This is a genomic window from uncultured Pseudomonas sp., from assembly GCF_913777995.1.
GTDB lineage: Bacteria > Pseudomonadota > Gammaproteobacteria > Pseudomonadales > Pseudomonadaceae > Aquipseudomonas.
Genome location: NZ_CAJYVE010000027.1, coordinates 1 through 23,344, shown reverse-complemented (window position 1 = coordinate 23,344; position 23,344 = coordinate 1). Strand labels below are relative to the sequence as shown.

The 23,344-nt window shown below is 65.6% G+C and carries 22 protein-coding genes and 1 pseudogene; 14 read left to right on the top strand and 9 right to left on the bottom strand.

The genetic code is table 11. The features are described from left to right. Positions 1-106: 106 nt before the first annotated feature. Entirely contained in the window at positions 107-799 is a 693-nt protein-coding gene (locus tag QZ497_RS11990; RefSeq protein WP_295474890.1) for a GntR family transcriptional regulator, read from the top strand. Between the two features lie 13 nt (positions 800-812). On the opposite strand, the gene QZ497_RS11985 is transcribed toward QZ497_RS11990, so the two are convergent. Then, positions 813-1,562 (bottom strand): alpha/beta hydrolase, encoded by a 750-nt coding sequence (locus QZ497_RS11985; protein ID WP_295474887.1) that lies wholly within the window; start codon positions 1,560-1,562, stop codon positions 813-815. A gap of 103 nt (positions 1,563-1,665) precedes the next feature. Here QZ497_RS11985 and QZ497_RS11980 point away from each other — a divergent pair, with 103 nt between their 5' ends. Continuing rightward, a complete protein-coding gene (locus QZ497_RS11980; protein WP_295474885.1) occupies positions 1,666-2,163 on the top strand; it encodes a CinA family protein in 498 nt (165 codons plus the stop codon). An 87-nt stretch (positions 2,164-2,250) separates the two neighbouring features. Here the strand turns inward: QZ497_RS11980 and QZ497_RS11975 are convergent, their stop codons facing one another. After that, entirely contained in the window at positions 2,251-2,799 is a 549-nt protein-coding gene (locus tag QZ497_RS11975) for a lipocalin family protein (RefSeq protein ID WP_295474882.1), read from the bottom strand. A gap of 265 nt (positions 2,800-3,064) precedes the next feature. Between QZ497_RS11975 and QZ497_RS11970 the strand changes: the two genes are divergently transcribed. From QZ497_RS11970 to QZ497_RS11960, 3 genes are read left to right on the top strand one after another with little or no spacing between them, the layout of a single operon-like run. Then, positions 3,065-3,376: a DUF6482 family protein gene (locus QZ497_RS11970; protein WP_295474877.1), complete on the top strand. Its 312-nt coding sequence runs from the start codon at positions 3,065-3,067 to the stop codon at positions 3,374-3,376. Further along, positions 3,370-4,908 carry a cryptochrome/photolyase family protein gene (locus QZ497_RS11965; RefSeq protein ID WP_295474874.1) on the top strand — a complete coding sequence of 513 codons (1,539 nt, stop codon included), beginning with the start codon at positions 3,370-3,372 and terminating at the stop codon, positions 4,906-4,908. Before QZ497_RS11970 ends, QZ497_RS11965 begins: the two co-directional genes overlap by 7 nt. Beyond that, positions 4,905-5,063 (top strand): DUF2256 domain-containing protein, encoded by a 159-nt coding sequence (locus QZ497_RS11960; protein WP_295474872.1) that lies wholly within the window; start codon positions 4,905-4,907, stop codon positions 5,061-5,063. Before QZ497_RS11965 ends, QZ497_RS11960 begins: the two co-directional genes overlap by 4 nt. An 8-nt stretch (positions 5,064-5,071) precedes the next feature. On the opposite strand, the gene QZ497_RS11955 is transcribed toward QZ497_RS11960, so the two are convergent. Further along, on the bottom strand, positions 5,072-6,016 hold the full coding sequence (locus tag QZ497_RS11955) for an endonuclease (protein WP_295474869.1): 945 nt from the start codon (positions 6,014-6,016) through the stop codon (positions 5,072-5,074). Positions 6,017-6,178: 162 nt separating this feature from the next. On the opposite strand from QZ497_RS11955, the gene QZ497_RS11950 reads away from it, so the two are divergent. Beyond that, positions 6,179-8,788 carry a PAS domain-containing protein gene (locus QZ497_RS11950; protein ID WP_295474865.1) on the top strand — a complete coding sequence of 870 codons (2,610 nt, stop codon included), beginning with the start codon at positions 6,179-6,181 and terminating at the stop codon, positions 8,786-8,788. A 102-nt stretch (positions 8,789-8,890) separates the two neighbouring features. Here the strand turns inward: QZ497_RS11950 and QZ497_RS11945 are convergent, their stop codons facing one another. Both QZ497_RS11945 and QZ497_RS11940 read right to left on the bottom strand, forming a co-directional pair. Next, entirely contained in the window at positions 8,891-9,598 is a 708-nt protein-coding gene (locus QZ497_RS11945) for an NUDIX hydrolase (protein ID WP_295474863.1), read from the bottom strand. A gap of 1 nt (position 9,599) precedes the next feature. After that, positions 9,600-10,145 carry a cytidyltransferase gene (locus tag QZ497_RS11940; protein ID WP_295474860.1) on the bottom strand — a complete coding sequence of 182 codons (546 nt, stop codon included), beginning with the start codon at positions 10,143-10,145 and terminating at the stop codon, positions 9,600-9,602. A 190-nt stretch (positions 10,146-10,335) separates the two neighbouring features. On the opposite strand from QZ497_RS11940, the gene QZ497_RS11935 reads away from it, so the two are divergent. From QZ497_RS11935 to nadE, 3 genes are read left to right on the top strand one after another with little or no spacing between them, the layout of a single operon-like run. Further along, complete coding sequence (locus QZ497_RS11935) at positions 10,336-10,983, top strand: nicotinamidase (protein WP_295474857.1); 648 nt, start codon at positions 10,336-10,338, stop codon at positions 10,981-10,983. A gap of 11 nt (positions 10,984-10,994) precedes the next feature. Continuing rightward, positions 10,995-12,206, top strand: coding sequence for a nicotinate phosphoribosyltransferase (gene pncB, locus QZ497_RS11930; RefSeq protein WP_295474854.1), 1,212 nt, complete (start codon positions 10,995-10,997; stop codon positions 12,204-12,206). A gap of 52 nt (positions 12,207-12,258) precedes the next feature. After that, positions 12,259-13,089, top strand: coding sequence for an ammonia-dependent NAD(+) synthetase (gene nadE / locus QZ497_RS11925; protein ID WP_295474851.1), 831 nt, complete (start codon positions 12,259-12,261; stop codon positions 13,087-13,089). 18 nt (positions 13,090-13,107) lie between these two features. On the opposite strand, the gene QZ497_RS11920 is transcribed toward nadE, so the two are convergent. Genes QZ497_RS11920 through imuA form a run of 3 tightly spaced genes read right to left on the bottom strand, consistent with a single transcriptional unit; the run spans position 13,108 to position 18,219 of the window. Next, the gene (locus QZ497_RS11920) at positions 13,108-16,188 is read right to left on the bottom strand and encodes an error-prone DNA polymerase (protein ID WP_295474850.1); all 3,081 of its coding nucleotides are present in this window, start codon (positions 16,186-16,188) and stop codon (positions 13,108-13,110) included. Next, on the bottom strand, positions 16,185-17,594 hold the full coding sequence (locus QZ497_RS11915) for a DNA polymerase Y family protein (RefSeq protein WP_295474906.1): 1,410 nt from the start codon (positions 17,592-17,594) through the stop codon (positions 16,185-16,187). Before QZ497_RS11915 ends, QZ497_RS11920 begins: the two co-directional genes overlap by 4 nt. Positions 17,595-17,601: 7 nt before the next feature. Beyond that, positions 17,602-18,219 carry a translesion DNA synthesis-associated protein ImuA gene (gene imuA, locus QZ497_RS11910; protein WP_295474847.1) on the bottom strand — a complete coding sequence of 206 codons (618 nt, stop codon included), beginning with the start codon at positions 18,217-18,219 and terminating at the stop codon, positions 17,602-17,604. A gap of 157 nt (positions 18,220-18,376) precedes the next feature. Here imuA and QZ497_RS11905 point away from each other — a divergent pair, with 157 nt between their 5' ends. The 5 genes from QZ497_RS11905 (at position 18,377) to codA (ending at position 23,153) form a co-directional block, all read left to right on the top strand. Beyond that, positions 18,377-18,814 (top strand): YeeE/YedE family protein, encoded by a 438-nt coding sequence (locus QZ497_RS11905; RefSeq protein WP_295474846.1) that lies wholly within the window; start codon positions 18,377-18,379, stop codon positions 18,812-18,814. 1 nt (position 18,815) lies between these two features. Beyond that, positions 18,816-19,232, top strand: a complete 417-nt coding sequence (locus QZ497_RS11900) for a DUF6691 family protein (RefSeq protein ID WP_295474844.1) — start codon at positions 18,816-18,818, stop codon at positions 19,230-19,232. A 200-nt stretch (positions 19,233-19,432) separates the two neighbouring features. Then, entirely contained in the window at positions 19,433-20,695 is a 1,263-nt protein-coding gene (codB, locus tag QZ497_RS11895) for a cytosine permease (protein ID WP_295474841.1), read from the top strand. Then, the gene (locus QZ497_RS11890) at positions 20,692-21,918 is read left to right on the top strand and encodes a PucR family transcriptional regulator (protein WP_295474839.1); all 1,227 of its coding nucleotides are present in this window, start codon (positions 20,692-20,694) and stop codon (positions 21,916-21,918) included. Before codB ends, QZ497_RS11890 begins: the two co-directional genes overlap by 4 nt. Further along, the gene (codA, locus tag QZ497_RS11885) at positions 21,915-23,153 is read left to right on the top strand and encodes a cytosine deaminase (RefSeq protein ID WP_295474836.1); all 1,239 of its coding nucleotides are present in this window, start codon (positions 21,915-21,917) and stop codon (positions 23,151-23,153) included. The genes QZ497_RS11890 and codA overlap by 4 nt, the downstream gene beginning before the upstream one ends. A 95-nt stretch (positions 23,154-23,248) precedes the next feature. On the opposite strand, the pseudogene QZ497_RS11880 reads toward codA, so the two are convergent. Further along, a pseudogene (locus QZ497_RS11880) lies at positions 23,249-23,344 on the bottom strand (IS110 family transposase); the annotation flags it as partial.

Below are 23,344 nucleotides of genomic sequence, written 5' to 3'. Positions count from 1 at the left end.
CTGATGAATCCACCTTCAGTCATGTGTCGCCCCCGCCAATCCTCTATGGCATTCCCGGCAGGAAACCCCGATCATGGCGGGCATCCCTCCGCTACACGAGCTGTCGATGAATTACCCCATTCAGGACCTGAACCACGCCTACCTGGGCAACGGCATCTACGGCCTGCTGCGCGAGGCGCTGATCACCGGGCGCTTCCAGCCGGATGACCGGCTGCGCATCCGTGACCTGGCCGAGCAACTGGGCACCAGCGTCACCCCCGTGCGCGATGCGATTCTCAAGCTGGCCAAGGAACAGGCCCTGGTGCTCAAGACCCCACGTGATATCCGTGTGCCGGTGCTGTCGCTGGAGCAATACCTGGAAATCCGCAGCATCCGCCTGGCCCTCGAAGGCCTGGCAGCGGAGACCGCCGCCGCAAGGGTCGGCGATGCACAGCTGCAGGCGCTGGAGCGCAATATCCTCGACAACCTCGCCGCCATCCGCAGCAACGACCTGGGCGCCGCGCTGAAGCTTAACCAGGCCTTTCATTTTTCCCTGGCCGAGATCGCCTGCATGCCGTTGCTGGCCGGTTTCCTCGACAGCCTGTGGATGCGCACCGGGCCGTTGATTGCCCGCGCCTACGGCAATTTCGGCGAACACATCGCCGTGGACCATCACTGGGAAGTGCTGCATGCCTTGCAACACCACGACGGGCCGGCGGCCCGCCAGGCAATCTGCGCCGACATCATGGACGGCAATGCCAAGATGATCGTCTATATCGAAGGGACCGCCGCCGCCCCGCCTGAGCACCTGAGCACCTGAGCAGGGCCGCGCCTCACAGTCCGGCGGCGAACGCCAGCATCAGGGCAGCCAGCGCCTGTGGCGTCTGCAGCGGCATCAAGTGGCCGGCACCCTGGATCACCTCGATACGCCCTTCAGGGAAGTGCGCCAGGGTGGTCCTGGCCTGTTCGTCCGGGCCGGGCACCTGTTGGTCGTCGGCGCCACACACCAGCAGCACGGGGTAGGGCAGGCTGCCGATGCGCCCGCTCCAGTCTTCGCGGCTACCGTGGTCGACCCAGGCTTTCCAGGCCTCAAGGTTGATCTCTCGGGCATCGCCGATGGCCACTTCACGCAGGGCCTCGGGCAGGCGGTGGAAGCTCGACTCATCGACGAAGGCTTCGGCCTGCTCCCGTGAGCGGTCATAGGCGCGCTGGCGGTCGCGGTCGGCCTCGCTCATAGGCTGCGGGCCAGGCGGCGAGGGTGCGACCAGAATCAACCCGGCCAGATAATCCGGCCGACGCGCCGCCAGCACCACCGCCACCTTACCGGTCATCGAGTGGCCGACCAGGATGCAGCGCTTCAGGCCGGCGGCGCGGATACTTTCATCGACCCGGTCGGCCATCTCCGTGACGCTGTAGCCGGGCACTTCGGCAGAGTCGCCGAAACCGGGCGTATCGAGGGCCAGGCAGTGATGCCGCCGGTCGAGAAAGGGTACGGCGGCCGACCAGGTTCGGTGCGAACCGCCGAGGAAATGCATGAGCACGAACGCGGGCGAACCCTGGCCTTGCTGACTGTTGGCTAACATGAAGGAGACCCCGGTGAGCTTTTGCTATGGAGAGCCACCGGGACCCTGAGTTTCATTTTTCTTTCGTCGGCGGCGTGGCCTGTATCCCGCCAGAGAGCCCAGCATGTCCCCCGAACAGATCGTTACTTACCTCAAGGATCATGATCTCTACCTGACTACCGCCGAGTCGTGTACCGCCGGGCGTATCGTGGCCATGCTTGCCGAAGTCCCGCAGTGCGGAGAAATACTGGAGAGCGGCTATGTGGTCTATTCGCCACACGCCAAGCAACGCTTGCTTGGGGTCAGCATGCATACCGTAGAGCAATTCAACCTGACCAGCGTCGAAGTGGCCCGGGAAATGGCCGTTGGCGCGTTACGCGACAGCCCGGCCAACGTGGTCATCGCCACCACCGGCTTGTGCGGCGGTGAGGATGTCGACGGTATACCCGCCGGCACGGTCTGTTTCGCCTGGGGCTTCCTGCATGGCGGTCGTCAGGCGGTGTTCACCCGCCGGCGGCGTTTCTTCGGTGATCGCCACGCCTTGCAGACTCAGGCGGCCCTGTATGCCCTGGAGCAACTGCCGGCGTTTCATCGTCGCATGCTCGCTGGGGAGTCCGCCTGAAGACCGGCGGCTCCCTCAGCCAGTCGGGCAAGGGCGCCTGCCGCGCCCTGAGGTTTTCCTGGCCGGTACGGTCCAGCTGGAGTGGACTCAATCAGCCTTGCGCCACACCAGTTCGCCGGTGTCGTAGCCCTGGTCGCGGGCGATCTGCAGCAGGTGGTTGCGGGTTTCGTCGGTGACCGCTTCAGTGCGTGACAGCAGCCACAGGTACTTGCGGTTCGGATGGCCGACCAGCGCCACGCGGTAATCCTGGTCGTGGTACAGCACCCAGTACTGGCCTTTGGTCAGGCCGGGAAACAGGCGGCTGAACCAGTTATCGAAGCGCACCCACAGCTTGTCGGTACGTCCGGCCTGTTGCGGTTCGGCGACGCCCTGGACCTCGTTGGTCTGGCCGTCTTCTTCGCGGCAGCGGTTGGTCACGTCGATCTTGCCGTCGGCACGCAGGCCGTAATGGGCCTCGGACTGCACGCACTTGCGCTGGAAGAACATCGGCAGGCGCGCCAGCTCGTACCAGGTGCCCTGGTAGCGCTGCAGGTCGACCTGCATGGTCGTCGGCTGGTTGCTGTCGTCGCCAGACCCGGCACAACCCGCCAGGGTCAGCAGCAGGCAGGAACACAACAGGGTGGTACGCATCTTCATCTCAACCTCCTGGAGAGTCGCAGCGCTCAGCGCGTTCAGGCATTGGAGGTCGGTGCCGCGTAAAAGTTGAAGAAAATGCACCGGCATCTGCAATAAATCCTGTACGCAGAAACTTGTTTGTACAATTATTGTCTCCCGGTCTATACCCGCACATTGCGTCTTACTCGGCCAAACGGCTTGCCTGAACGCTTGGAGGTCTTTCCATGACACATGAAAACCTGTTCACAGTAAAAGCCTTGTATAACCTGTTTTGGCAGGCTGCCCGATGAACCTCGCCACATTGGCCCGGCGTGCCAGGGCGGGGCAGGTGAATGAGCTGGAGCTGTTCTCCATGGAGGGCGGTTTCTACCTGTTGCGTGTGCACACTGCCGAAGGCAGCGAGCTTTTGCACGGTGAGCAGGGCAAGGTCATGCACCTGCGTTCGACCACCCACCTGCGCGACCTGCTGCATGACCTGCAACTGCCGCCGCTGCCCTGCGTGCTGGTGCAGCACGTGGTACACGACGAGATGTGTGGCCGCCGTGACGGCCCCATCGAGCCGTTGCGCCTGCCGGTGAACCTGGAGCGCCAGTGGTGAGGGCACGCCGACTGGGCCTGCTGCTCGGCGACCAACTGTCTTTCAACCTGGACATGCTGCAGGTCCTGGACCCGCAGCAGGACGCTCTGTTGCTCGCTGAAGTGCAGGAGGAGGCGCGCTACGTCCCCCATCATCCGCAGAAAATCGTGCTGATCTTCAGCGCCATGCGTCATTTTGCCGAGGCGTTGCGTGAGCGCGGCTGGCAAGTGATCTACGTGACCCTCGACGACCCGCACAACCGCGGCAGTATCGCCGGTGAGCTGCACCGTTGGCAGGCCGCTCTGGAGGCGCAGCAGGTGCACGTTACCGAATGCGGTGAATGGCGCCTGGAGCAGGCCCTGCGCGACAGCGGCCTGGACCTGCACTGGCATGCCGACCGGCGTTTTCTATGCTCGCGCGCCGAATTTGCCGCCTGGGCCAAGGGGCGCACGCAGTTGCGCATGGAGCTGTTCTACCGGCAGATGCGCAAGCGCAGCGGGCTGTTGCTGGAGCCGGACGGCAGCCCGGTGGGCGGCGCCTGGAACTTCGACAGCGACAACCGCAAGGCGCTGCCACGTGGCGTGCGTGGGCCGTTTCCGGCGCGTTTTGCCCAGGACCCCATCACCCGCCAGGTAATCGCGCTGGTGGGGGAGCGCTTCACCGACCACTACGGCCGCCTGGAAGGGTTCGACTATCCCGTCACCCACGCCGAAGCGCAGGCGCTGTGGGCGCACTTTCTGCAGTTCTCGCTGGCGGCGTTCGGTGACTACCAGGACGCCATGGCCGAGGGCGAGCCCTACCTGTTCCATGCGCGGATCAGCGCCGCGCTGAACATCGGCCTGCTGGACCTGCGCGAGCTGTGCGCCGATGTCGACAGTGCCTATCGCCAAGGTCATGTTCCGCTCAATGCCGCCGAGGGCTTCATTCGCCAGTTGATCGGCTGGCGCGAATACGTGCGGGGCATCTACTGGTTGTGCATGCCCGATTACGCCGGACTCAATGCCTTCGGTAACCGGCGCGCGCTGCCAGGCTTTTACTGGACCGGGCACACCCGCATGCGCTGCATGGCCCAGGCCGTCGGTCAGACGCTGGAGCTGGGCTACGCGCACCACATCCAACGGCTGATGGTCACCGGCAATTTCGCCTTGTTGGCCGGCATCGCGCCGCCGGCGATCTGCGAGTGGTACCTGGCGGTGTACATGGATGCCTTCGACTGGGTGGAGCTGCCCAATACCCTGGGCATGGTCATGCACGCCGATGGTGGCTACCTGGGTTCCAAACCGTATTGCGCCAGTGGCAAGTACATCCAGCGCATGTCCGACCACTGCCGGCACTGCGAATACCGGGTGGACCGTGCAGTGGAAGAAGATGCCTGCCCGTTCAATGCCCTGTACTGGCACTTCCTGATGCGCCACCGCGAACCGTTGTCCGGCAACCCGCGCATGACCCTGACCTATCGCAACCTGCAAGGCATGAGCGAAGAGCGCCGAGCGGCGCTGTGGCAGCGTGGGGAGGACTTACTGGCCCGGCTGGATGCCGGCGAGGCACTGTGAAGGAAAAGCGCCCGAAGAAAGCCGACCTGCCGCAGAAAACCTGCGTGGTCTGCGGCCTGCCGTTCACCTGGCGCAAGCGCTGGGCGCGCTGTTGGGATGAGGTGCGTTACTGCTCCGAGCGCTGCCGCCGTGGGGCACGCAGCGCTCGGTCATGAACCACGGCTCAGCGGCAGTTGCCGGCCTTCTTGTAGCCCGCCGCCTGGGCTTCGGCTTCACTGGCGAAGCTCACCTGGTTCTTTGCTGACACCTGGCTGTAGCCGGGGCAGCCACTGGGCAGGTGATACAGCTGGCTGTTGCGATTGCCGATGATCGCGCCACTGGCCGCCGGTGCGGCCTTGGCCGTCTTGGTCGGCACGGGGCTGACCAGTCCGTCACCCACCGGCTTGTAGTCCAGGGTCCAGGTACGCTGGCCGGTGACGAAGGGGTTGTGGTGACCCATGATCGCGGCGATGCGTTGGTCACGCTGTTTCTCCCAGGCGCTTACCGGGTACTGCTTGTTCCAGGCCATGAGCAGCTGCTGCTGTTGGCGCGACATGTTCAAGCCGTAGCGATCGAACATGTAGAAGGTGGTGCGGGCGACCATGCCTTTTACCTCGTCACGCGGTTCGGCGACTTCTTCGCTGAAATCCACCTTGGTCTTGCACTGGCCGTACTGCGGCGCGTTACTGGCGACCATGCCGTAGCTGAAGTTGCTGCGATCGCCGTTCACTTCGCCCACCGCCGGGTAGAGGTTGAACAGGTTGGCTTCCATGGCGTTGAACACCGGATCGTCCTTTTCGCAGAACGAGCGTCCCCCTTTCTGCCAGCACTGGCGCTGATGGCCGAAGGTCCAGGCCGGCACGATGTGCTCCCACTCAGTGCGCTGCGCACGCTCTTCCTGCTTGCGGGTCTGGTAGCCGCACGAGCGTTTGTCGAGCCGCCCACCGGAACGCCCGACCCACTCCCATTGGCAGCCGCAGTACAGCTCGCCAAGGGCACTGTGGGTCTGGTCGTTGTAGATCTTTTCCCGGGCCACCACCTTGGCGTCGTCGAAGCTGGCCGGAGGCGCCGCCAGGGCAGGGCTGATGAATGAAAAGGCGAGGGCAAAGGAAAGTAACAATCTGGTCATGGACAATCGTTTGTTATGAAGGGCGGCGGATTATACATAGCGTGGGCGCTGCGACCACGCCTCGTGCCTGAGGTCAACTGGCCATGATTGTCATGGGCGCTGGACGATAAATGTGCTCTGATACGCGCACCTGTTCACCGCTCCTCCCATTCAGCCCGTGTCATGTCCGGGCCTACTTCATTTCTCTCAGTGGTGGCCATCCTGGAAAACCTGACCCGTGAACAACTGCTGGCCGAGATCGCACGGCTGCAGGGGGTGGTGGCGGCCGTCGGCCTGGATCCTGCGGCAGCCGGGCCGCCCCCGGCCAATGCGGCTGTCCATGCTTGCCAGGCGCACCAGGAGATCCTCGAAACCCAGGAGCGTTATCGCCTGGTCGCCAAGGCCACCAACGACGCGATCTGGGACTGGGACCTGAAGGCCAACCATGTGCAGTGGAACGATGCCTTGCAGGACGCCTATGGCCATTGCCTGAAAGCCTCGGACATGACCGGTGACTGGTGGATCGCGCAGATCCACCCCGATGACCGCCAGCGCATCCATGATTCCATCCACGCGGTGATCGACGGCAGCGGCACCGCCTGGACCGACGAATACCGCTTCCGCCGCGCCGACGATTCCTATGCTGAAGTGTTTGATCGTGGCCATGTGATTCGCAATGCCGAAGGGCAGGCCACGCGGATGATCGGCGCGATGCTCGACCTGAGCGAGATGCGCCGCACGGAAAAGGCCCTGCTCGACAGCCAGGAGCGCTACCGCACCATTCTGGAAACCATCGCCACCGCGTTTGCCATCGTGCAGGTCAGGTTCGATGCCGACGAGCTGCCGGTGGACTACCGCTTCGTCGAGGTCAACGCGGCCTTCGCCCGCCAGGCCGGTGTCGACCTGCAGGGCAAGTGGGTCACCGAGTTTGCGCCGAACCTCGAAGCCGTGTGGTTCGAGAACTACGGGCGGGTGGCGCTGACCGGCGAGCCGGCGAGTTTCGAAAGCTATGCCGAGGCCTTTGGCCGCTGGTTCGATGTGCGGGCGGTGCGGGTCGGCGACCCGGCCGATCGGCAGATCGGCATTTTCTTCAGCGATGTCACCGAGCGGCGCAACGCCGAAGAACGCCTGCGGGTCAGCGAGGCGCTGGCCATCGAAAGCGTCGAGCGCGTGCAGCTGGCGCTGTCGGCTGGAGCCATCATCGGCACCTGGCACTGGAACCTGCCGCTGGACGCCTTCAGCGTCGACGAGGGCTTCGCCCGCGCGTTTGGCCTGGACCCGGCGCTGGGGCGCGTCGGGCTGAGCCTGGAGCAGGTGATCCAGACCGTACACCCCGATGACAAACAGGGGCTGATCGACGCCATCGACGAAGTCGTGGCGCGTGGCGGCGCCTATGCGCACCAGTACCGGGTAAGACGCCTGGACGGCAAGTATTACTGGATCGAGGCCAACGGCCGGGTCAATCACGACGACGAAGGTCGGCCACTGACCTTTCCCGGGGTACTGATCGATGTGCAGGAGCGCCGTGCCGTGGAGGCCGAACGCGACCGAGCCACGGCGGCCTTGTGGGCGATGAACGATACCTTGGAGGCGCGCGTCGCCGAGCGTACCGCCGAGCTGATGCAGGCCGAAGAAAAACTGCGCCAGTCGCAGAAGATGGAAGCGGTAGGGCAGTTGACTGGCGGCTTGGCCCACGACTTCAACAACCTGCTGGCCGGTATCTCCGGCGCGCTGGAATTGATCGACAAACGCATTGCCCAGGGGCGCTTGAAGGACATCGGCAAATACATGTCGGCGGCCCAGGGTGCCGCGCGTCGGGCGGCGTCGCTGACCCATCGCCTGCTGGCCTTCTCGCGGCGTCAGACCCTCGACCCGCGGCCCACGGACGTCAACATGCTGGTCGCCGGGCTGGCGGAAATGGTGCAGCGCACCGTCGGTCCGGGTATCGACGTGGGGACCCGCTGCTGCGAACCGCTGTGGCCGACCCTGGTGGATGTCAGCCAGCTGGAAAACGCCTTGCTCAACCTGTGCATCAACGCTCGCGACGCCATGCCCGGCGGCGGGCGCATCAGCATCGAGACCGCCAACCGGCGCATGGACCCTTCGTCGGCGATGGCCTACGAGATTCCTTCTGGTGACTATGTGGCCCTGAGCGTCACCGACACCGGCTGCGGCATGCCGCCGGATGTGATCGCCAAGGCGTTCGACCCGTTCTTCACCACCAAGCCCCTGGGGCAGGGCACGGGCCTGGGGCTGTCGATGATCTACGGTTTCGCCAAGCAGTCCGGCGGTCAGGCGCGCATCTATTCCGCGGTCGGCAGTGGCACCACGGTACGCATCTACCTGCCGCGGTACATGGGCGACATCGTGGCCAAGGAAGAGTCCACGACACAGCAGGCGGTCACTTCCCAGGCGCAGTCTGGCGACATCATTCTCGTCGTCGACGACGAGCCCACGGTGCGCATGCTGCTGGCCGACAGCCTCGGCGAGCTGGGTTACACCATCATCGAGGCGGGCGACAGCGTGGCCGGCATCAGGCTGTTGCGCTCGGACATGCGCATCGACCTGCTGATCACCGACGTCGGCCTGCCCGGCGGCATGAATGGCCGGCAACTGGCCGATGCCGGGCGGGAGATGCGCCCGGGCCTCAAGACGCTGTTCGTCACCGGCTACGCTGAAACCATGGTGATCGGCCAGGGCGACCTGGGGCCTGAGCGCCTGGTGCTGGCCAAGCCCTTCACCACCGAAGCCCTGGCGGCGCGAGTGCATGAACTGATCGGCTTCACCCTGTAGGAGCGGCCGCGAAAGCGCCAGAAAATTCACTGCATCTGTTGTGAACATGCGGTCGCTTCGCGGCCGAAGCCGCTTACCCGGGCTAACTGACCCGTATTGCGGCTAATCCAGGAAGCTGCGGTCGAACAGGTAGAGGTTGCCTGGCCTGAGGCTTTCCAGGGTCGCCTGCGGGCGGCCGCCGTCGCCCTGTTTCTTGCGCCCCGACTCGCGCAGATAGCCAGCCTCGCTCATCTTCAGCAGGCGCTGGCGGATACTGGTCTTGAGCACTGGGCGTTGCAGCACCAGGGAGAAGATCGTCACGGCTTCCGGGGCGCTGAACTCGGTGCCGAGGAACATCAGCGGCAGGCTGCTGTACAGCGACTTGGACAGCAACCGTTCCTGGGCGCGGGCCGCCAGGAGGTTGTGGTCGAACGGCAGCTTGTAGGCGCCGCTGGCGACCTCCAGCAGCGGCACGAAGCGCTGGTGCGCCGCCGGCTCGCAGGGCTCGCTGAGAATTGCCAGGTAGAAGGTCGAGGAGGACCAGCAGCGCGGGTCGCGAAAGGCATCGCCCACCGTGCCGACCTGTTCGAGCCAGGCCAGAGGCATGTCGACCTTGGGCGAGCGGCGCAGGCGCTCGACGGCGTCTTCCAGGGTACGGTCTTCGACGTCGCCGTTGACCACGATACCGGGCAGCGCCCAGTGCCTGGCGAACGGCTCGTTGTCACGCTGGTTGAGCAGAATCTGCAGGCTCTGGGTCTGGCGGCAGTAATGCAGCACGCAGAGGTCGATGGTGTGCAGGTAGGCGGCGCGTGGGGTGGTGCGGTCTTGCATGTCAGGTTCCGTGAACGGCGTAGTGGCGGTAGTTTAGCGGATCCAGCCCTGGGGCCAGCCACTGCTGTGGTAGCGCCAGGCCCTGCTGCAGGCGCTGGCGCAGGCTGCTGCTGCGCACGTCCAGTTGTTCGTCGATGGTGATCACCGCGAAGCGCTCCAGCAACGCCGCGCCGCGATGAAACTGCGGCAGGCGTTCCAGCACATCCGGCCCGGTGACCAGGGCCAGCTGCCGATCGGCGATACCCAGACGCGTCGCCAGGCGTTCGAGCAGGGTGTAGCTGTACACAGGACCGGGCTGCAACTGCGCCAGCTCCCGCTCGATGCCACTGACCCGTACCGGCGCCGCACACAGCGGGCGAATGCTCGCGACCACGTCATGCAACCAGCCCAGGCGCAGATCGAAGTCAGCCATGCGCTTGCCATCGGCATGCCGGAAGCTGGGCACCACCCACACCTGCCGCGCCTGGCGCGACGCTTCGATCATCACGCGGGCATGCCCGGCATGTGGCGGGTCGAAGGCTCCGCCGTATACAGCCACTTCGATCATCACGCACCTCCATAAAGTACATGTCGTGTACCTTATAGCATAAGCTTCGCGCAGGGAAGGGCGGCCTCTCAACGAGCTCGCAGCTGCATTCATGGCTAATAAATTAGGGATTTTTCAGCGGGCCGAGAAAAAGCTTGCATCGTAAGTACACGACATGTACCTTTCGTCTCACGCAACGGAGGTACACGACATGAACTCATCGCTTGGCAATATCGCATCCTTCGACGTCGATGCACAGAAAGGCTTCACCCCGCTTTGCCCGGATGAACTGCCGGTGGCCGGCGGTGAGCAGATCGGCGCCGAACTCAACTTCATCGCCAGCCTGGCCGGCGTGCGGGTGGGCAGCAAGGACGCGCACAGCCCCAAGGCTCCCTGGGTGGTGGCCGGGCATGAGCAGATGCTCAAGCCCACCGGCCTGCCGCAAGCCGACCTGACCTGGGTCAGCCACTGCGTACCGGGCACCGAAGGGTTCACCCTGCTGGACGAGCTGCCAGCACCCTGTGACTACGACTACTTCGTGTGGAAGGGCGTGGAGCCGGACCTGCACCCCTATGGCGCGCTGTACCACGACCTGGACGGCAAGCTGTCCACCGGCGTGGCCGAATACCTGGCCAGCCGCAGCGTGACCCAAGTGATCGTCGGCGGCCTGGCCCTGGACTTCTGCGTCAAGACCACCGCCCTGCAACTGGCGGCAGCGGGCTTTCGGGTCATCGTGCACCTGCCAGCCTGCCGGGCGATCAGCGAAGAGGGCGCACACGCGGCAATTGCCGAAATGCGCCAGGCAGGCATCCAGGTTGCCGCCGACCGTGAACAGACCCGCCAACTGGCCGGCCAATGAGGAGCATGAACATGGACAGTGCATTCGATCGTGACACCGGGGTGATCCAGAGCCTGCTGGACACCGACTACTACACCTTCACCATGATGCAGGCGGTGCTGCACCAGCACCCCAACGTCGATGTGGAGTACCTGTTCATCGTCCGCTCGCGGGAAAAGCTCGGCCACCTGATTCCCGAGATCCGCCAGGAACTGGAACGCCTGGCCGACCTGCAACTGCGTGAAGGCGAGCAGCGTTTTCTGTTCAACCGGCGCTTTCGCGAATACCTGACTCCGGATTTCGAACAGTTTCTCGGCCTGTTCCGCTTCAACCTGCGCTACATCCATGTTGCGGAGGTAGAGGGCCAACTGCAGATTCGCGTCCGAGGCCCGATGCTGCACTGCATCATGTTCGAGCAACCCGTGCTGGCCATGGTCAGCGAGCTGCGCAACCGCGACAAATACCCGGATGTCGAACTGGCCGACGTGACTCGCCGCTTGTACCAGAAATTCGAATGGCTGGAACAGAATGCCAGCCGGGAAGAACTGGCCGAGCTGCGGGTGTCGGACTTCTCTACCCGCCGACGCCTGTCGTTCCGTGCCCAGCGCGAGGTGGTGGACATCATGCGCCGTGATTTCCCCGGGGTGTTCGTCGGCACCAGCAACGCGCACCTGGCTTATGAGTTCGACCTGCCGCTGATCGGCACCATGGCTCACCAGTGGGTGATGGTCCACCAGCAATTGGGGCGCCTGCGCGAGAGCCAGAGTGCGGCCTTGGAGAACTGGGTGCGCGAGTACCGCGGCCGGTTGGGCATTGCCCTGACCGACTGCATCAGCACCGATTTTTTCCTCAAGGACTTCGACCTGTACTTCGCCAAGCTCTACGACGGCCTGCGCCAGGACTCCGGTGACCCCATCGTCTGGGCCGACAAGGTGCTGGCGCGCTACGCCGAGCTGGGCATCGACCCACGCAGCAAGGACCTGATGTTCTCCGACGGGCTGAATTTCGAGAAATGCCTGCCGATCCTGCGCCACGTGCGCGGCAAGGCCAAGGTCGGTTTCGGCATGGGCACCAGCCTGGCCTGCGATGTGGACGGCGTAGAGCCGCTGAGCATCGTCATGAAACTGGTTCGTGTACATGGCGAGCCGGTGGTGAAGTTTTCCGACGACCCGGTGAAGAATGTCTGCGAGGACGCCTCGTTCCTGCAGTACGCCGCCCAGGTCTTCAACGTCGCATTGCAATGACGGCCGCGCCGCACGGCGTGCCAGATCGTTAGAACTGCAGGAGGAAGCAAAGATGAGCACTCAATGCCAGACCGCTATCGCCCGTGAACTGGGTGTCGACCGCCAGTGGCAGGCCGGCAGCGAGCACGCCCAGATCGAACGCCGCGTCGCCTTCATCCGCCAGGTGCTGCAGGACTCCGGCTGCCAGACCCTGGTGCTGGGTATCAGCGGCGGGGTGGACTCGCTGACCGCCGGGCGCCTGTGCCAGTTGGCGGTGCAGCAGATCCGCGAACAGGGCGGCCAGGCACGCTTCATCGCCGTGCGCCTGCCGTATCGCAGCCAGGCCGATGAAAGCGATGCCCAGGCCAGCCTGGACTTCATCGCCCCAGACCAGATCGCCAGCAGCAACATCACCGCAGCGGTCGACGGCCTGATGGACTCGATCCGGCTTGACGGCCTGCAGCCCAGCGCCGCGCAGACCGACTTCGTCAAGGGCAACGTCAAGGCCCGCACGCGCATGGTCGCGCAGTACGCCATCGCCAACTTCAGTAATGGCCTGGTGGTCGGCACCGACCACGCCGCCGAGGCCGTGATGGGCTTCTTCACCAAGTTCGGTGACGGTGCCTGCGACCTAGCCCCGCTGTCAGGCCTGACCAAGGGCCAGGTACGCCAGTTGGCCAAGGCTCTCGGTGCTCCCGACCGATTGGTCTATAAAGCGCCCACCGCTGACCTGGAAGACCTCGACCCTGGCAAGCCGGATGAAGCCGCCTACGGTTGCAGCTATGCCGAGATCGATGCCTACCTGATGGGCGAGGCGGTGTCCGATCAGGCCCGTTCGATCATCGAGAAGGCCTACCGGCAGACCGCCCACAAGCGCGAGCTGCCCCGTGTGCCCATGGCCTGAACGCCCGCTGCGCAGCCTTCACTGAAAGTCGCGGCTGCGCACATCCAGCCCTTCGAGCAAATCGCTCCTGTCCAGCAGGTGCCCGGCGATCAGATGCCGGACACCTGACTGATCCTCCAGCCGCCCCTTGATCTGCAACAGCCTGGCATGCACCAGGGCGGTTCGGTAGCGCTCTGCCAGGTCGCGCCAGACCAGCACGTTGACCATGCCGAATTCGTCCTCCAGGGTGACGAAGGTCACACCCGAGGCTGTGCCGGGGCGCTGGCGGCCGGTGACGATACCGATCACCGTGACATGGCTGCTGTTGCCGATGCACGCCAGCTCCCTGGAACTGCGGGCGCGCAGGGCATCGAGTGTCGGACGCAGCAGTGCCAGGGGGTGCGGGCCGAGGGTGGTGCCGGTCAGCGCGTAGTCGGCACGCAGGTTCTCCACCACGCTGGGGGCCGGGATCGGCAGCGGTTCCTCGACCGGCGCGGTATCGAACAGCGGCAGGCTGGGCTGCACCGCCGCGATGTCCCATAAGGCACGATGGCGGTGGCCGGCCAGGGCCTGCAGGGCATTGGCCTGGGCCAGGCAATCGCGGGCCTTGGCGTCCAGCCCGGCGCGCCGACACAGATCCTCGATGCTGTGGAAGGGTTGCGCAGCCCGCGCAACGGGAATCTGCCGGCCCACCGCTTCGGCCAGCCCACGGACCATGCGCAAGCCCAGGCGCAGCGCCGGTTGCGGCCCCTGGGTGGCTTCCAGGGAGCAATCCCAGTCGCTGGCGGTGACGTCCACCGGGCGCACTTCGATGCTGTGCTGGCGCACGTCCTGCAGCACCTGGTCAGGGGAATAGAAACCCATTGGCCAGCTGTTGATCAGCGCACAGGCGAAGGCCGCTGGTTCATGGCATTTGAGCCAGCAGCTGGCATAGGTGAGCAGGGCGAAGCTGGCAGCATGGGATTCGGGAAAGCCATAGCTGCCGAAGCCCTTGATCTGTTCGAAGATCTGCGCGGCGAACTCTTCGCTATAGCCCTTGGCAAGCATGCCGGTACGCAGCCGTTCGCGATGCGGTTCCAGACCGCCATGGCGTTTCCAGGCGGCCATGCAGCGTCGCAGTTGGTCGGCTTCGCCTGGGCTGTAGCCGGCGGCGACGATGGCGACTTTCATCACCTGTTCCTGAAACAGCGGCACGCCCAGGGTGCGCGCGAACACTTCTCTGAGTTCATCGCTGGGGTAATTGACGAGACTCTTATCGGCACGCCGTTGCAGGTAAGGGTGCACCATGTTGCCCTGGATAGGACCGGGGCGAACGATGGCTACCTGCACGACCAGGTCATAGAACTCGCGCGGTTTCAGGCGCGGCAGCATGGCCATCTGCGCCCGTGACTCGATCTGGAACACCCCGATGGTGTCGGCACGGCAGATCATGTCGTAGGTCGCTTCATCGTCGGCCGGAATGCTGGCGATGCTCAGTTCGCCCCGACCCTGCCCCTGCAACAGCGCCAGGCAGCGGCGCACCGCGCTGAGCATGCCCAGGGCCAGCACATCGACCTTCATCAGGCCCACGGCATCGATGTCGTCCTTGTCCCACTGGATGATGGTGCGGTCGGGCATGGCGGCGTTTTCCACCGGCACCAGGGTGCTCAGCGGGTGCTCGGAAATCACGAAGCCGCCGGGGTGCTGCGACAGGTGGCGGGGAAAGCCGATCAGTTGCTCGGTCAGCGCCAGGACCATGCGCACCTGGCGGTTCTGCGGATCGAAGCCGGCCTCGATCAGGCGCTCCACCGCGGGCAGGCGGTCGCTCCAGCGGCTGCAACAGCCGGCCAGGGTGTTGATCTGATCGGGCGGCCAGCCCAGGGCCTTGGCGACATCGCGAATCGCGCCGGTGACGTGATAGGTGCTGGCCACAGCGGTCAGGGCGGCCCGCTCCCGGCCGTAGCGCCTGAACACGTACTGGATCACCTCTTCGCGCCGTTCGTGCTCGAAGTCGACGTCGATGTCCGGCGGTTCGTTGCGCTCGCGGGAGATGAAGCGCTCGAACAGCATGTCCATGCGCGTGGGGTCCAGTTCGGTGATGCCCAGGGCGAAGCACACCGCCGAGTTGGCCGCCGAGCCACGGCCCTGGCAGAGGATTTTCTGGTCACGAGCGAACTGCACGATGTCGTGCACGGTGAGGAAATAGCTCTCGTAGCCCAGCTCGGCAATCAGGCTCAGTTCCGCCTCGATCTGCGTGCGCACCTTGTCCGGCATGCCCTGTGGCCAGCGCCAGCGGCAGCCGCGCTCGGTCAGCTCACGCAGCCAGCCACTCGGGGTATGGCCGCTGGGCACCACTTCATGGGGGTACTGGTAGCGCAACTGGTCCAGCTCGAAATGGCAGCGGGCGGCGATGTTCAGCGATTCTGCCAGCAGTTCAGGCGGGTAAAGGCCCTGCAACACCGGGAGGGGCCGCAGATGCCGTTCGCCATTGGCAAACAGGTGATAACCGGCTTCGTCGACCGTGCAGTGGTGGCGGATGGCGGTGAGGGTGTCCTGCAGGGCGCGACGGCCCCGTACATGCATGTGCACGTCGCCGGCCGCTACCAGCGGCATGCCCAGGCGCTGGCCGAGGGCCTGCAGACGAGCGAGGCGTTGCGCATCGTCCGCGCCCTGGTGCAGCTCCACGGCCAGCCAGCAGCGCCCGGCGAACTGCTCGGCGACCCAGACACCCTGGGCGTCCTGGACCTCGCCGGCCGCGTCGGCTTCTGGCACCCACAAGGCCAGTACGCCGTCATGCGGGCCTTGCAGATCGGCCTGGGCCAAGGCGTAGCAGCCCTTGCGGCTGCGCCGGCGGGCCAGGGTCACCAGGGCGCAGAGGCGTTGGTAGCCCGCCAGGTGTTCGGCCAGCAGCACCAGCTTGGGACCTCCGGCGAGGTTGACCTCGATGCCGGTGAGCAGCCGCACCCCGGCGGCCTTGGCGGCCTGCCAGGCGCGCACGATGCCGGCCAGCGAGCACTCGTCGGTGATCGCCAGGGCGGTATAGCCCAGTTGCGCGGCGCGTTCGAACAACTCCTGGGCACTCGACGCACCGCGCTGGAAGCTGAAGTTCGACAGGCAGTGCAGTTCGGCGTAGCCGCTCATGCGAACCAGCCCTGCACCTGCCAGGGGCCGTCGCGGCCAGCCTCGCGATAGGCCCAGCCACGCTGCCCGGCCGGGGTACGCACCACGTAGTAGTCGCGACGCACATCGTCGCCGTCCCACCAGCCGGACTCGATGCGTTCCGGCCCGGCCAGTACCTCAAGGGCGGCCTGCGGCCAAGGTTCGGGAACCGCCAGTAGCCAACCGGGGCGTGGCGCGCTGGCGGGTGAGGGGGCGGCCACGGGGTCCTGGCTCCAGGACCGCTCCGGGCGGTGGTCGGCGCGATGCTGCAGTTCGTACACCGCCGCATCGCCCAGGCGGGCACGCAGGCGTTCGCGCAGCTGTTCCCAAGGCTGCGATTGCTGCGGGCGCTCGTTGAACAGCGGCTGATGCTGCGGGGTGAAGGCCGGCACTTGGTCGGCCAGCAGTCGCACCGCCAGCACCGGTGCTGCGAGTTGCAGGTTCTCCAGGCGGCCGCGGCTCAGTTCGAAGAGCATGCCAGCGTCACGCTCGGCACTGAGCAGACCGACCGGCACCTGGCTGTCGGGCAAGGCACGGTGTTGCAGGTACAGCACGAAGCGCTGCACGCCACAGTCGCGCCCCGCCAGCCAAGCGGCCAGGTCAGCGGTCAGGCGACGCAGTGGAAACAGCAGCGCCTGGTGCGATTCCACCTCGAAGTTCAGCTCGAGGCGTACATCGAAGACATCCGGTGGCGTGTAGAAGTCCAGGGCCATGGCCCGCTGGCCAAGCAGGCGATCGAGTTGCACCAGCAGCTGTTCGGGAAAGCGCCGCGCCAGGCTGCTGCGCGGCAGGTCCATGACCTGCTGCAACTGGCGCAGCCCCATGCGCGCCAGGGCATTGGCGGTTTCTGCCGGCAGGCCGGCGCGCTCCACCGGTAAGCTGCGCAACAGCGGTCGCAACTGCGCGGTATCGAACACCGCCAGGCCGTCGCGGGCATTGGCCAGCACCCGTGCAGCGGCCGGGTTGGGGGCAGCGGTGATGCGATGGGCAAAACCCAGTTCGCGCAACTCGCTACGCAACCGCGCTTCGAGGCGTGGCCAGGGGCCGAACAGCCCCAGGCTGGATTGCACTTCCAGCAGCAGGCAACGTGGGTAATGCAGGCTGACCTGGGCACTGAAGCCATAGGCCCAGGCTGCCAGGAACTGCTGGCAGCGCTCGAGCTGCGCGTTGTCGTAATCGGCCGTCGCGAAACCGCTGGCCAGGGTCTGCGCGGCGGTCAGCGACTGCCCCGGCCGCAAGCCCAGGGCGCGGGCCGCCGGATTCACCGCTTGCAACACCCGGCGTTGCGCCGGCCCGCTCAGCAACACCAGAGGCTGAGCGGGGTCGTCACGCTGGCGCAACACGGCGTCCATGGCCAACTGGGGCAGCAGGATGCAGGCCCAGAGCATCGCCATGTCACTGCCAGCCCATGGCGATGGGCTGCTGCGCGGCCAGCCCGCCCCGGCACTTAAGCACTCGCAGTTGCGCCGGGTTGCTCTCCAGGGCCAGACGCAGCGCGGCCGGCGAAGGGTTGCGTGCTTCATGCAGGGGGCGGTAGGCGAACGCCAAAGTCTGGCCGCTTTCCGCTGCCACTTGCAGGCGTCGCAGGGCACGGTCGTCGGCCTGTTGCAACCAGCACAGCACCGCGCCGCAACTGCCCGAGCGCAGGCTCTGCTCGGCGGCCCACAAGGCATCGCGGCCCTCGGCCTGGATGATGCTCAGGTAGCGCAGGTCGACCTGCGCTGCCGCCCAGGCACGGGGGTAGGGCAGGTGCGGCGGGCCGACCAGCAGCACCCGCTCGGCGCGTGCCGTGAGACGTGCCAGGGTCGGCCACAACAGGCCCAGCTCGCCGATGCCCTGGGCCGCCACGAGAATCTCGCTGAGCGCTGCTGCCGGCCAACCGCCGCCGGGCAGGGCACGGTCCAGGGCCGCGTGGCCGGTGGCGGGGTTGCTGGGGGCGTTCACTGGCATGGACTGGCCGCGCCAGATACGGCGGGTGTCGAGGAGGCTGTTGAGAGAAACGACTGCGGGCATGAGGGTAGGCCAGAAAATACTGTATCTACATACAGTATTTGTCTCATCGTCGAGATCGGTCAACCCCGCGCCGACCAATTGTATGGCCACGGGATATCAGCCAGCGTGGCGTGGCCGTACACTGCGGCGGTGGTATTTCCTCACGGGAGACGACTTCATGACTTTCGATGCACTGGCATTCACCCCCGGCCCGGCGCTGGCCGGTGGGGTGCTGATCGGCCTGGGCGCGGCGCTGTTCGTGGTCGCCAATGGGCGTGTTGCCGGTATCAGCGGCCTGCTGGCGGCGGTCTTCAAGCGCGGCGAGCCTGGCTGGGGCGAGAAGTTGGCCTTCCTGCTGGGCCTGTTGGCCGCGCCGCTGCTCTGGGGCTGGGTGGCGCTGCCACCCCAGCCCCATGTGACGGCAGGTCCCCTGGTCCTGATGGTGGCCGGCTTGCTGGTCGGCCTGGGCACCCGCTATGGCAGCGGCTGCACCAGCGGCCATGGTGTGTGTGGCCTGTCGCGGTTGTCCGGGCGCTCGCTGGTGGCCACGCTGTGCTTCATGGCCAGCGGCTTCGCCACGGTATTCATCCTGCGCCACGTGCTGGGTGGGTTCTGACATGCGTGCACTCACCGGTTTCATCGCCGGGCTGCTGTTCGGCACCGGCCTGTTGCTGGCGGGCATGGCCGACCCGGCCAAGGTCCTGGCGTTTCTCGACTTGGCCGGGGCCTGGGACCCTTCGCTGGCGCTGGTCATGGCGGGGGCACTCGCCGCACTGATCGGGCCGATGACCTGGATCCGCCGCCGTGGTCGACCCTTGCTCGACGGTCCCTTGCACCTGCCAGAGCGCCGTGGCCTGGACCGGCGCCTGATGGGTGGCAGCCTGCTGTTCGGTGTCGGCTGGGGGCTGGCCGGGCTGTGTCCCGGCCCGGCCCTGGTCCTGCTGCCGGGCGGTCACTGGCAGGCCTGGCTGTTCATGGCTGCGCTGCTGGCCGGGATGAAACTCTTCGATCTTGTCCAGGCCAGGGCGGTCTGATTCGGTGTGCCGCGATGGTGCGCGGCTGCCTCGATACGAGGCAGCGCGCACATAAAAACCGCTCTGTCGGCAGGTAAAAATGTGCAGTCTGTACAGCTTTGAATGGTCGTTTCGCCTGCTTTCAGGCCGCGTTCGCGTCTGCTCAAAACTGGCCTGGCGATTGCTCAAGGGCTGGGTATCCCCATCCTGGAGCCTGGCCCATGAGTACACACGACGAGTTTCCTCTCTCTGAAGCGCCCCAGCATGCGCGCAAGGGCTTCATGCCCATCGCCATGGTGCTGTTCAGCTTCACCTTCTTCACCGGCACCATGTTCGCCGGTGGCAAGCTGGGCATGGCCTTCGATTTCACCGACATGCTGTGGATCGCAGCCATCGGCAACAGTCTGCTGGCCTTGTATGCGGCTGCCCTGGCGCTGATCGCGTCGCGCAGTGGCCTGAACACGGTACTGATGGGGCGTTTCTGCTTCGGCGAGTCCGGCAGCCGCCTCTCTGACTTCCTGCTCGGTTTCGCCGAGCTGGGCTGGTACGCCTGGGGCACCGCTACGGTGGCCATCGTGCTGGTAAAGATCCTCGGCCTGGCGTCAGGTTTCACGGTGCCGCTGATGGTGCTGTTCGGCCTGGGCTTCAGCCTCACGGCGATCGTCGGCTTCAAGGGTCTGGACCTGCTGTCGCGGGTCTCGGTGCCGCTGATGTTCGTGCTGCTGGTGGTGTCGATGGTCATCGCCACCCGCCAGGCCGGTGGCCTGAGTGGCCTGCTTGCCGTGGTTCCGCATGAAAGCATGACCTTTTCGGCGGCGGTGACCATGGTCTTCGGCACCTTCGCCAGCGGCGCCACCCAGGCCACCAACTGGACACGCCTGTCGCGCAGCGGTCGGGTGGCCGTGGCAGCCAGCGTGGTCAGCTTTCTGGTCGGCAACGGCCTGATGGTGGTGGCCGGCGCCTGGTGCGCGATGGTCTACCAGCAGGCCGATATCGTCGAAGTGATGATCCTCCAGGGCCTGTCGTTCGCCGCCGTGGTGATGCTGTGCCTGAACCTGTGGACCATCCAGGGCCCGACCATCTACAACGTCGCCGCCGCCAGCTGCCACCTACTGCGCAGCGAACGCCGGCGCACTGCGACGCTGGTGGCCGCAGCAGTGGGCATCGTGCTGGCCATTGGTGGCATGTATGAAATGCTCATTCCGTTCCTGGTGCTGCTGGGGTCGATCATTCCGCCGGTGGGCGGGGTGATCATGGCCGACTTCTGGTACCGCCATCGTGGTCAGTACCCGACCCTGGCCAGCGTGCGCCTGCCGCGCTACAACCTGCTGGGGCTGCTGGCCTATGCCGCCGGTGCGCTGCTGGCCTGCCTGTCGCCGTGGGTCGCCCCGCTGGTGGGCATCGCCACCTCGGCGCTGTGCTACATCGTGCTGCTGCAGCTCAGCGGTCGCCGCCAGGCCCAGGCCACCGAGGCGGCGCAGTGAGTCTGAGCCTGGCCGAAATCCTCGCCTTGCCCGGCCTGCAGGAGATGACCCTGCGTGCCGGTGCCAGCGGCCTGCAACGCCGGGTGCGCTGGCTGTACGTGGCCGAGAACGAGGGTATTGCCGAATGGGTGATGGGCGGTGAACTGGTGTTCATTACCGGCATCAACCACCCGCGTGGCGAGGCCAACCTGCTCAGCCTGGTGGAAGACGGCCACGCGGTGGGCATCGCCGGGCTGGTGATCCTCACTGGCGGCAGTTTCCTGGCCAGCATTCCTGCATCGGTCATCGCCCGCGCCGAACAGTTGGGCCTGCCGCTGATCGAACAGCCGTATCTGTTGAAGATGGTCGTGGTCACCCATGTGATCGGCACGGCGCTGATCGAGATGGCGCAAGTGCGTCGCTCGCGGGACGACGTACTGGGCCAGTTGCTGACCGGCGATTATCCCAGCCTGGCCATTGCCCGGCAGCGCGCCGCACACCTGCAACTGGGGCTGGACAAGCCGCGGCGCCTGGCCGCGTTGCGTCTGGCGGCAGCGCCGGGCTGGTTCGAACGCCATGGCGCGGAGCAGGGCGAGCGACGCTGGCAGGCCCTGCGCCAGGTCCTGGAGGAACGCCTGGAAAGCTGGTGCCGCGAACACCCCGGCGCACTGCTGGTACAGTTGCCGGGCGATCTTTTCGTGCTGCTGCTGGTCGAGGCGCCAGGCTGGCCCGCCACCCTAGCTCAATTGCACCGGACGTTGCACACCCTGGCCGAGGAAATGGAGCTGTTCATGGGGCTGTCCAGCCATGTCGAAGACTGCACCCAGTACCGCCGCGCCCTCAACGAGGCGCGCCAGGCACTGGACGTGGCCCAGCAGCTGCGCCCGGCCAGTGGCCTGTGCGATTTCAGCGAACTGGGTGTGCTGCGCCTGCTGCAAGGCATCACTGACCGCAGCCTGATCGACACCTTCGTCACCCAGACCCTGGGCGCGCTGATCGAGCCACGACGCAAGCATCCGCATGCCCTGGTGCATACCCTCGACGTGCTGCTCAAGGCCAACGGCAACGCCCTGAAAGCCGCCCAGCAGCTGGGCCTGCACCGCAACACCCTCAATCAGCGCTTGCAACGCATCGAACAACTGAGCGGACAATCGCTCGACGACCCGCTTTTTCGTATGAATGCTTCGGTCGCCTTACTGATATGGCGCATGACCGAAGTGCATGAACAGGAGTACACCCGATGAACATCATCAACGCCCGCCTGCGCGGCAAGCCCGGCCTGCACCGCATCGAACTGGCCGGCGAACGCATTGCCGCCATCGTCGCGCAGCCGACCGTGGCCCCGGCGGCGTCGGGCGACCTGGATGCCGGACAGAACCTGGTGATCGCCCCTTTCGTCGAACCCCACATTCACCTCGACGCCACCCTGACCGCCGGCGAGCCGAAGTGGAACATGAGCGGCACGCTGTTCGAAGGCATCGAGCGCTGGGCCGAGCGCAAGGCGCTGACCACTCACGACGACATCAAGCAGCGTGCGACCAAGACCATCGGCATGCTGGTCGACCACGGCATCCAGCATGTGCGCACCCATGTCGATGTCACCGACCCCAAGCTCACCGCGCTCAAGGCCATGGTCGAAGTGCGTGAGCAAACCCGCCACCTGGTCGACTTGCAGATCGTCGCTTTCCCTCAGGAAGGCATCGAGTCGTACCCCAACGGTCGTGCCCTGATGGCCGAGGCCGTGGCCATGGGCGCCGATGTGGTGGGGGGCATCCCGCACTTCGAGAACACGCGCGACCAGGGCGTTTCCTCGGTGAAGTTCCTCATGGACCTGGCCGAGCGTACCGGCTGCCTGGTGGACGTGCATTGCGACGAGACCGACGACCCGCAGTCACGCTTCCTGGAAGTGCTTGCCGAAGAGGCACGGGTGCGCGACATGGGCGCTCTGGTGAGCGCCAGCCACACCGTAGCCATGGGCTCCTACGACAACGCCTATTGCTCCAAGCTGTTCCGCCTGCTCAAGCGCTCCGGGATCAACTTCATTTCCTGCCCGACCGAGAGCATTCACCTGCAGGGCCGCTTCGACACCTATCCCAAGCGTCGCGGCGTGACTCGTGTGGCCGAGCTGGATCGGGCCGGCATGAACGTGTGCTTCGGTCAGGACTCCATCGTCGACCCCTGGTACCCGCTGGGTAACGGCAACATCCTGCGCATCCTCGAAGCCGGCCTGCACATCTGCCACATGCTCGGCTACGAAGACCTGCAACGCGGCCTGGACCTGATCACCGACAACAGTGCACGCGCCTTGAATCTGGGCGAGGGCTACGGTCTGGAAGTCGGGCGTCCGGCCAACCTGTTGTTGCTCTCGGCACCGGATGACTATGAAATGGTCCGCACCCAGGGCCATGCGCTGGTCTCGGTGCGCCACGGCAAGGTGCTGATGCGCCGTACGCCGGCGCAGGTCGAGCGGCTGTTCTGAGGCATCAGGCGGCTTGCAGAGAGCGACCTCGGCCGCGATACGGGGCGGTCAGGCGCGCTCTGCTTGTGGGAGATTCTATGGTTTTAGGGAAGCCTTCAAACCATCTTCGTTTGGTATTCGCTCTGGTTTTTCAACAGAGCGAACGCCACTCGGGCAAGCTTGCGAGCCAGCATGACTAAGGCTTCGGTCGA

Bases quoted from the DNA above. Each gene is read 5' to 3' on its own strand.
- QZ497_RS11985 (WP_295474887.1), bottom strand. From the start codon at position 1,562: ATGTTAGCCAACAGTCAGCAAGGCCAGGGTTCGCCCGCGTTCGTGCTC.
- nadE (WP_295474851.1), top strand. From the start codon at position 12,259: ATGAGCACTCAATGCCAGACCGCTATCGCCCGTGAACTGGGTGTCGAC.
- QZ497_RS11940 (WP_295474860.1), bottom strand. From the start codon at position 10,145: ATGATCGAAGTGGCTGTATACGGCGGAGCCTTCGACCCGCCACATGCC.
- QZ497_RS11970 (WP_295474877.1), top strand. From the start codon at position 3,065: ATGAACCTCGCCACATTGGCCCGGCGTGCCAGGGCGGGGCAGGTGAAT.
- QZ497_RS11920 (WP_295474850.1), bottom strand. From the start codon at position 16,188: ATGAGCGGCTACGCCGAACTGCACTGCCTGTCGAACTTCAGCTTCCAG.
- imuA (WP_295474847.1), bottom strand. From the start codon at position 18,219: ATGCCCGCAGTCGTTTCTCTCAACAGCCTCCTCGACACCCGCCGTATC.
- pncB (WP_295474854.1), top strand. From the start codon at position 10,995: ATGGACAGTGCATTCGATCGTGACACCGGGGTGATCCAGAGCCTGCTG.
- QZ497_RS11980 (WP_295474885.1), top strand. From the start codon at position 1,666: ATGTCCCCCGAACAGATCGTTACTTACCTCAAGGATCATGATCTCTAC.
- QZ497_RS11990 (WP_295474890.1), top strand. From the start codon at position 107: ATGAATTACCCCATTCAGGACCTGAACCACGCCTACCTGGGCAACGGC.
- QZ497_RS11950 (WP_295474865.1), top strand. From the start codon at position 6,179: ATGTCCGGGCCTACTTCATTTCTCTCAGTGGTGGCCATCCTGGAAAAC.
- QZ497_RS11955 (WP_295474869.1), bottom strand. From the start codon at position 6,016: ATGACCAGATTGTTACTTTCCTTTGCCCTCGCCTTTTCATTCATCAGC.
- QZ497_RS11905 (WP_295474846.1), top strand. From the start codon at position 18,377: ATGACTTTCGATGCACTGGCATTCACCCCCGGCCCGGCGCTGGCCGGT.
- QZ497_RS11935 (WP_295474857.1), top strand. From the start codon at position 10,336: ATGAACTCATCGCTTGGCAATATCGCATCCTTCGACGTCGATGCACAG.
- QZ497_RS11945 (WP_295474863.1), bottom strand. From the start codon at position 9,598: ATGCAAGACCGCACCACCCCACGCGCCGCCTACCTGCACACCATCGAC.
- QZ497_RS11975 (WP_295474882.1), bottom strand. From the start codon at position 2,799: ATGAAGATGCGTACCACCCTGTTGTGTTCCTGCCTGCTGCTGACCCTG.
- QZ497_RS11915 (WP_295474906.1), bottom strand. From the start codon at position 17,594: ATGCTCTGGGCCTGCATCCTGCTGCCCCAGTTGGCCATGGACGCCGTG.
- codA (WP_295474836.1), top strand. From the start codon at position 21,915: ATGAACATCATCAACGCCCGCCTGCGCGGCAAGCCCGGCCTGCACCGC.
- codB (WP_295474841.1), top strand. From the start codon at position 19,433: ATGAGTACACACGACGAGTTTCCTCTCTCTGAAGCGCCCCAGCATGCG.
- QZ497_RS11900 (WP_295474844.1), top strand. From the start codon at position 18,816: ATGCGTGCACTCACCGGTTTCATCGCCGGGCTGCTGTTCGGCACCGGC.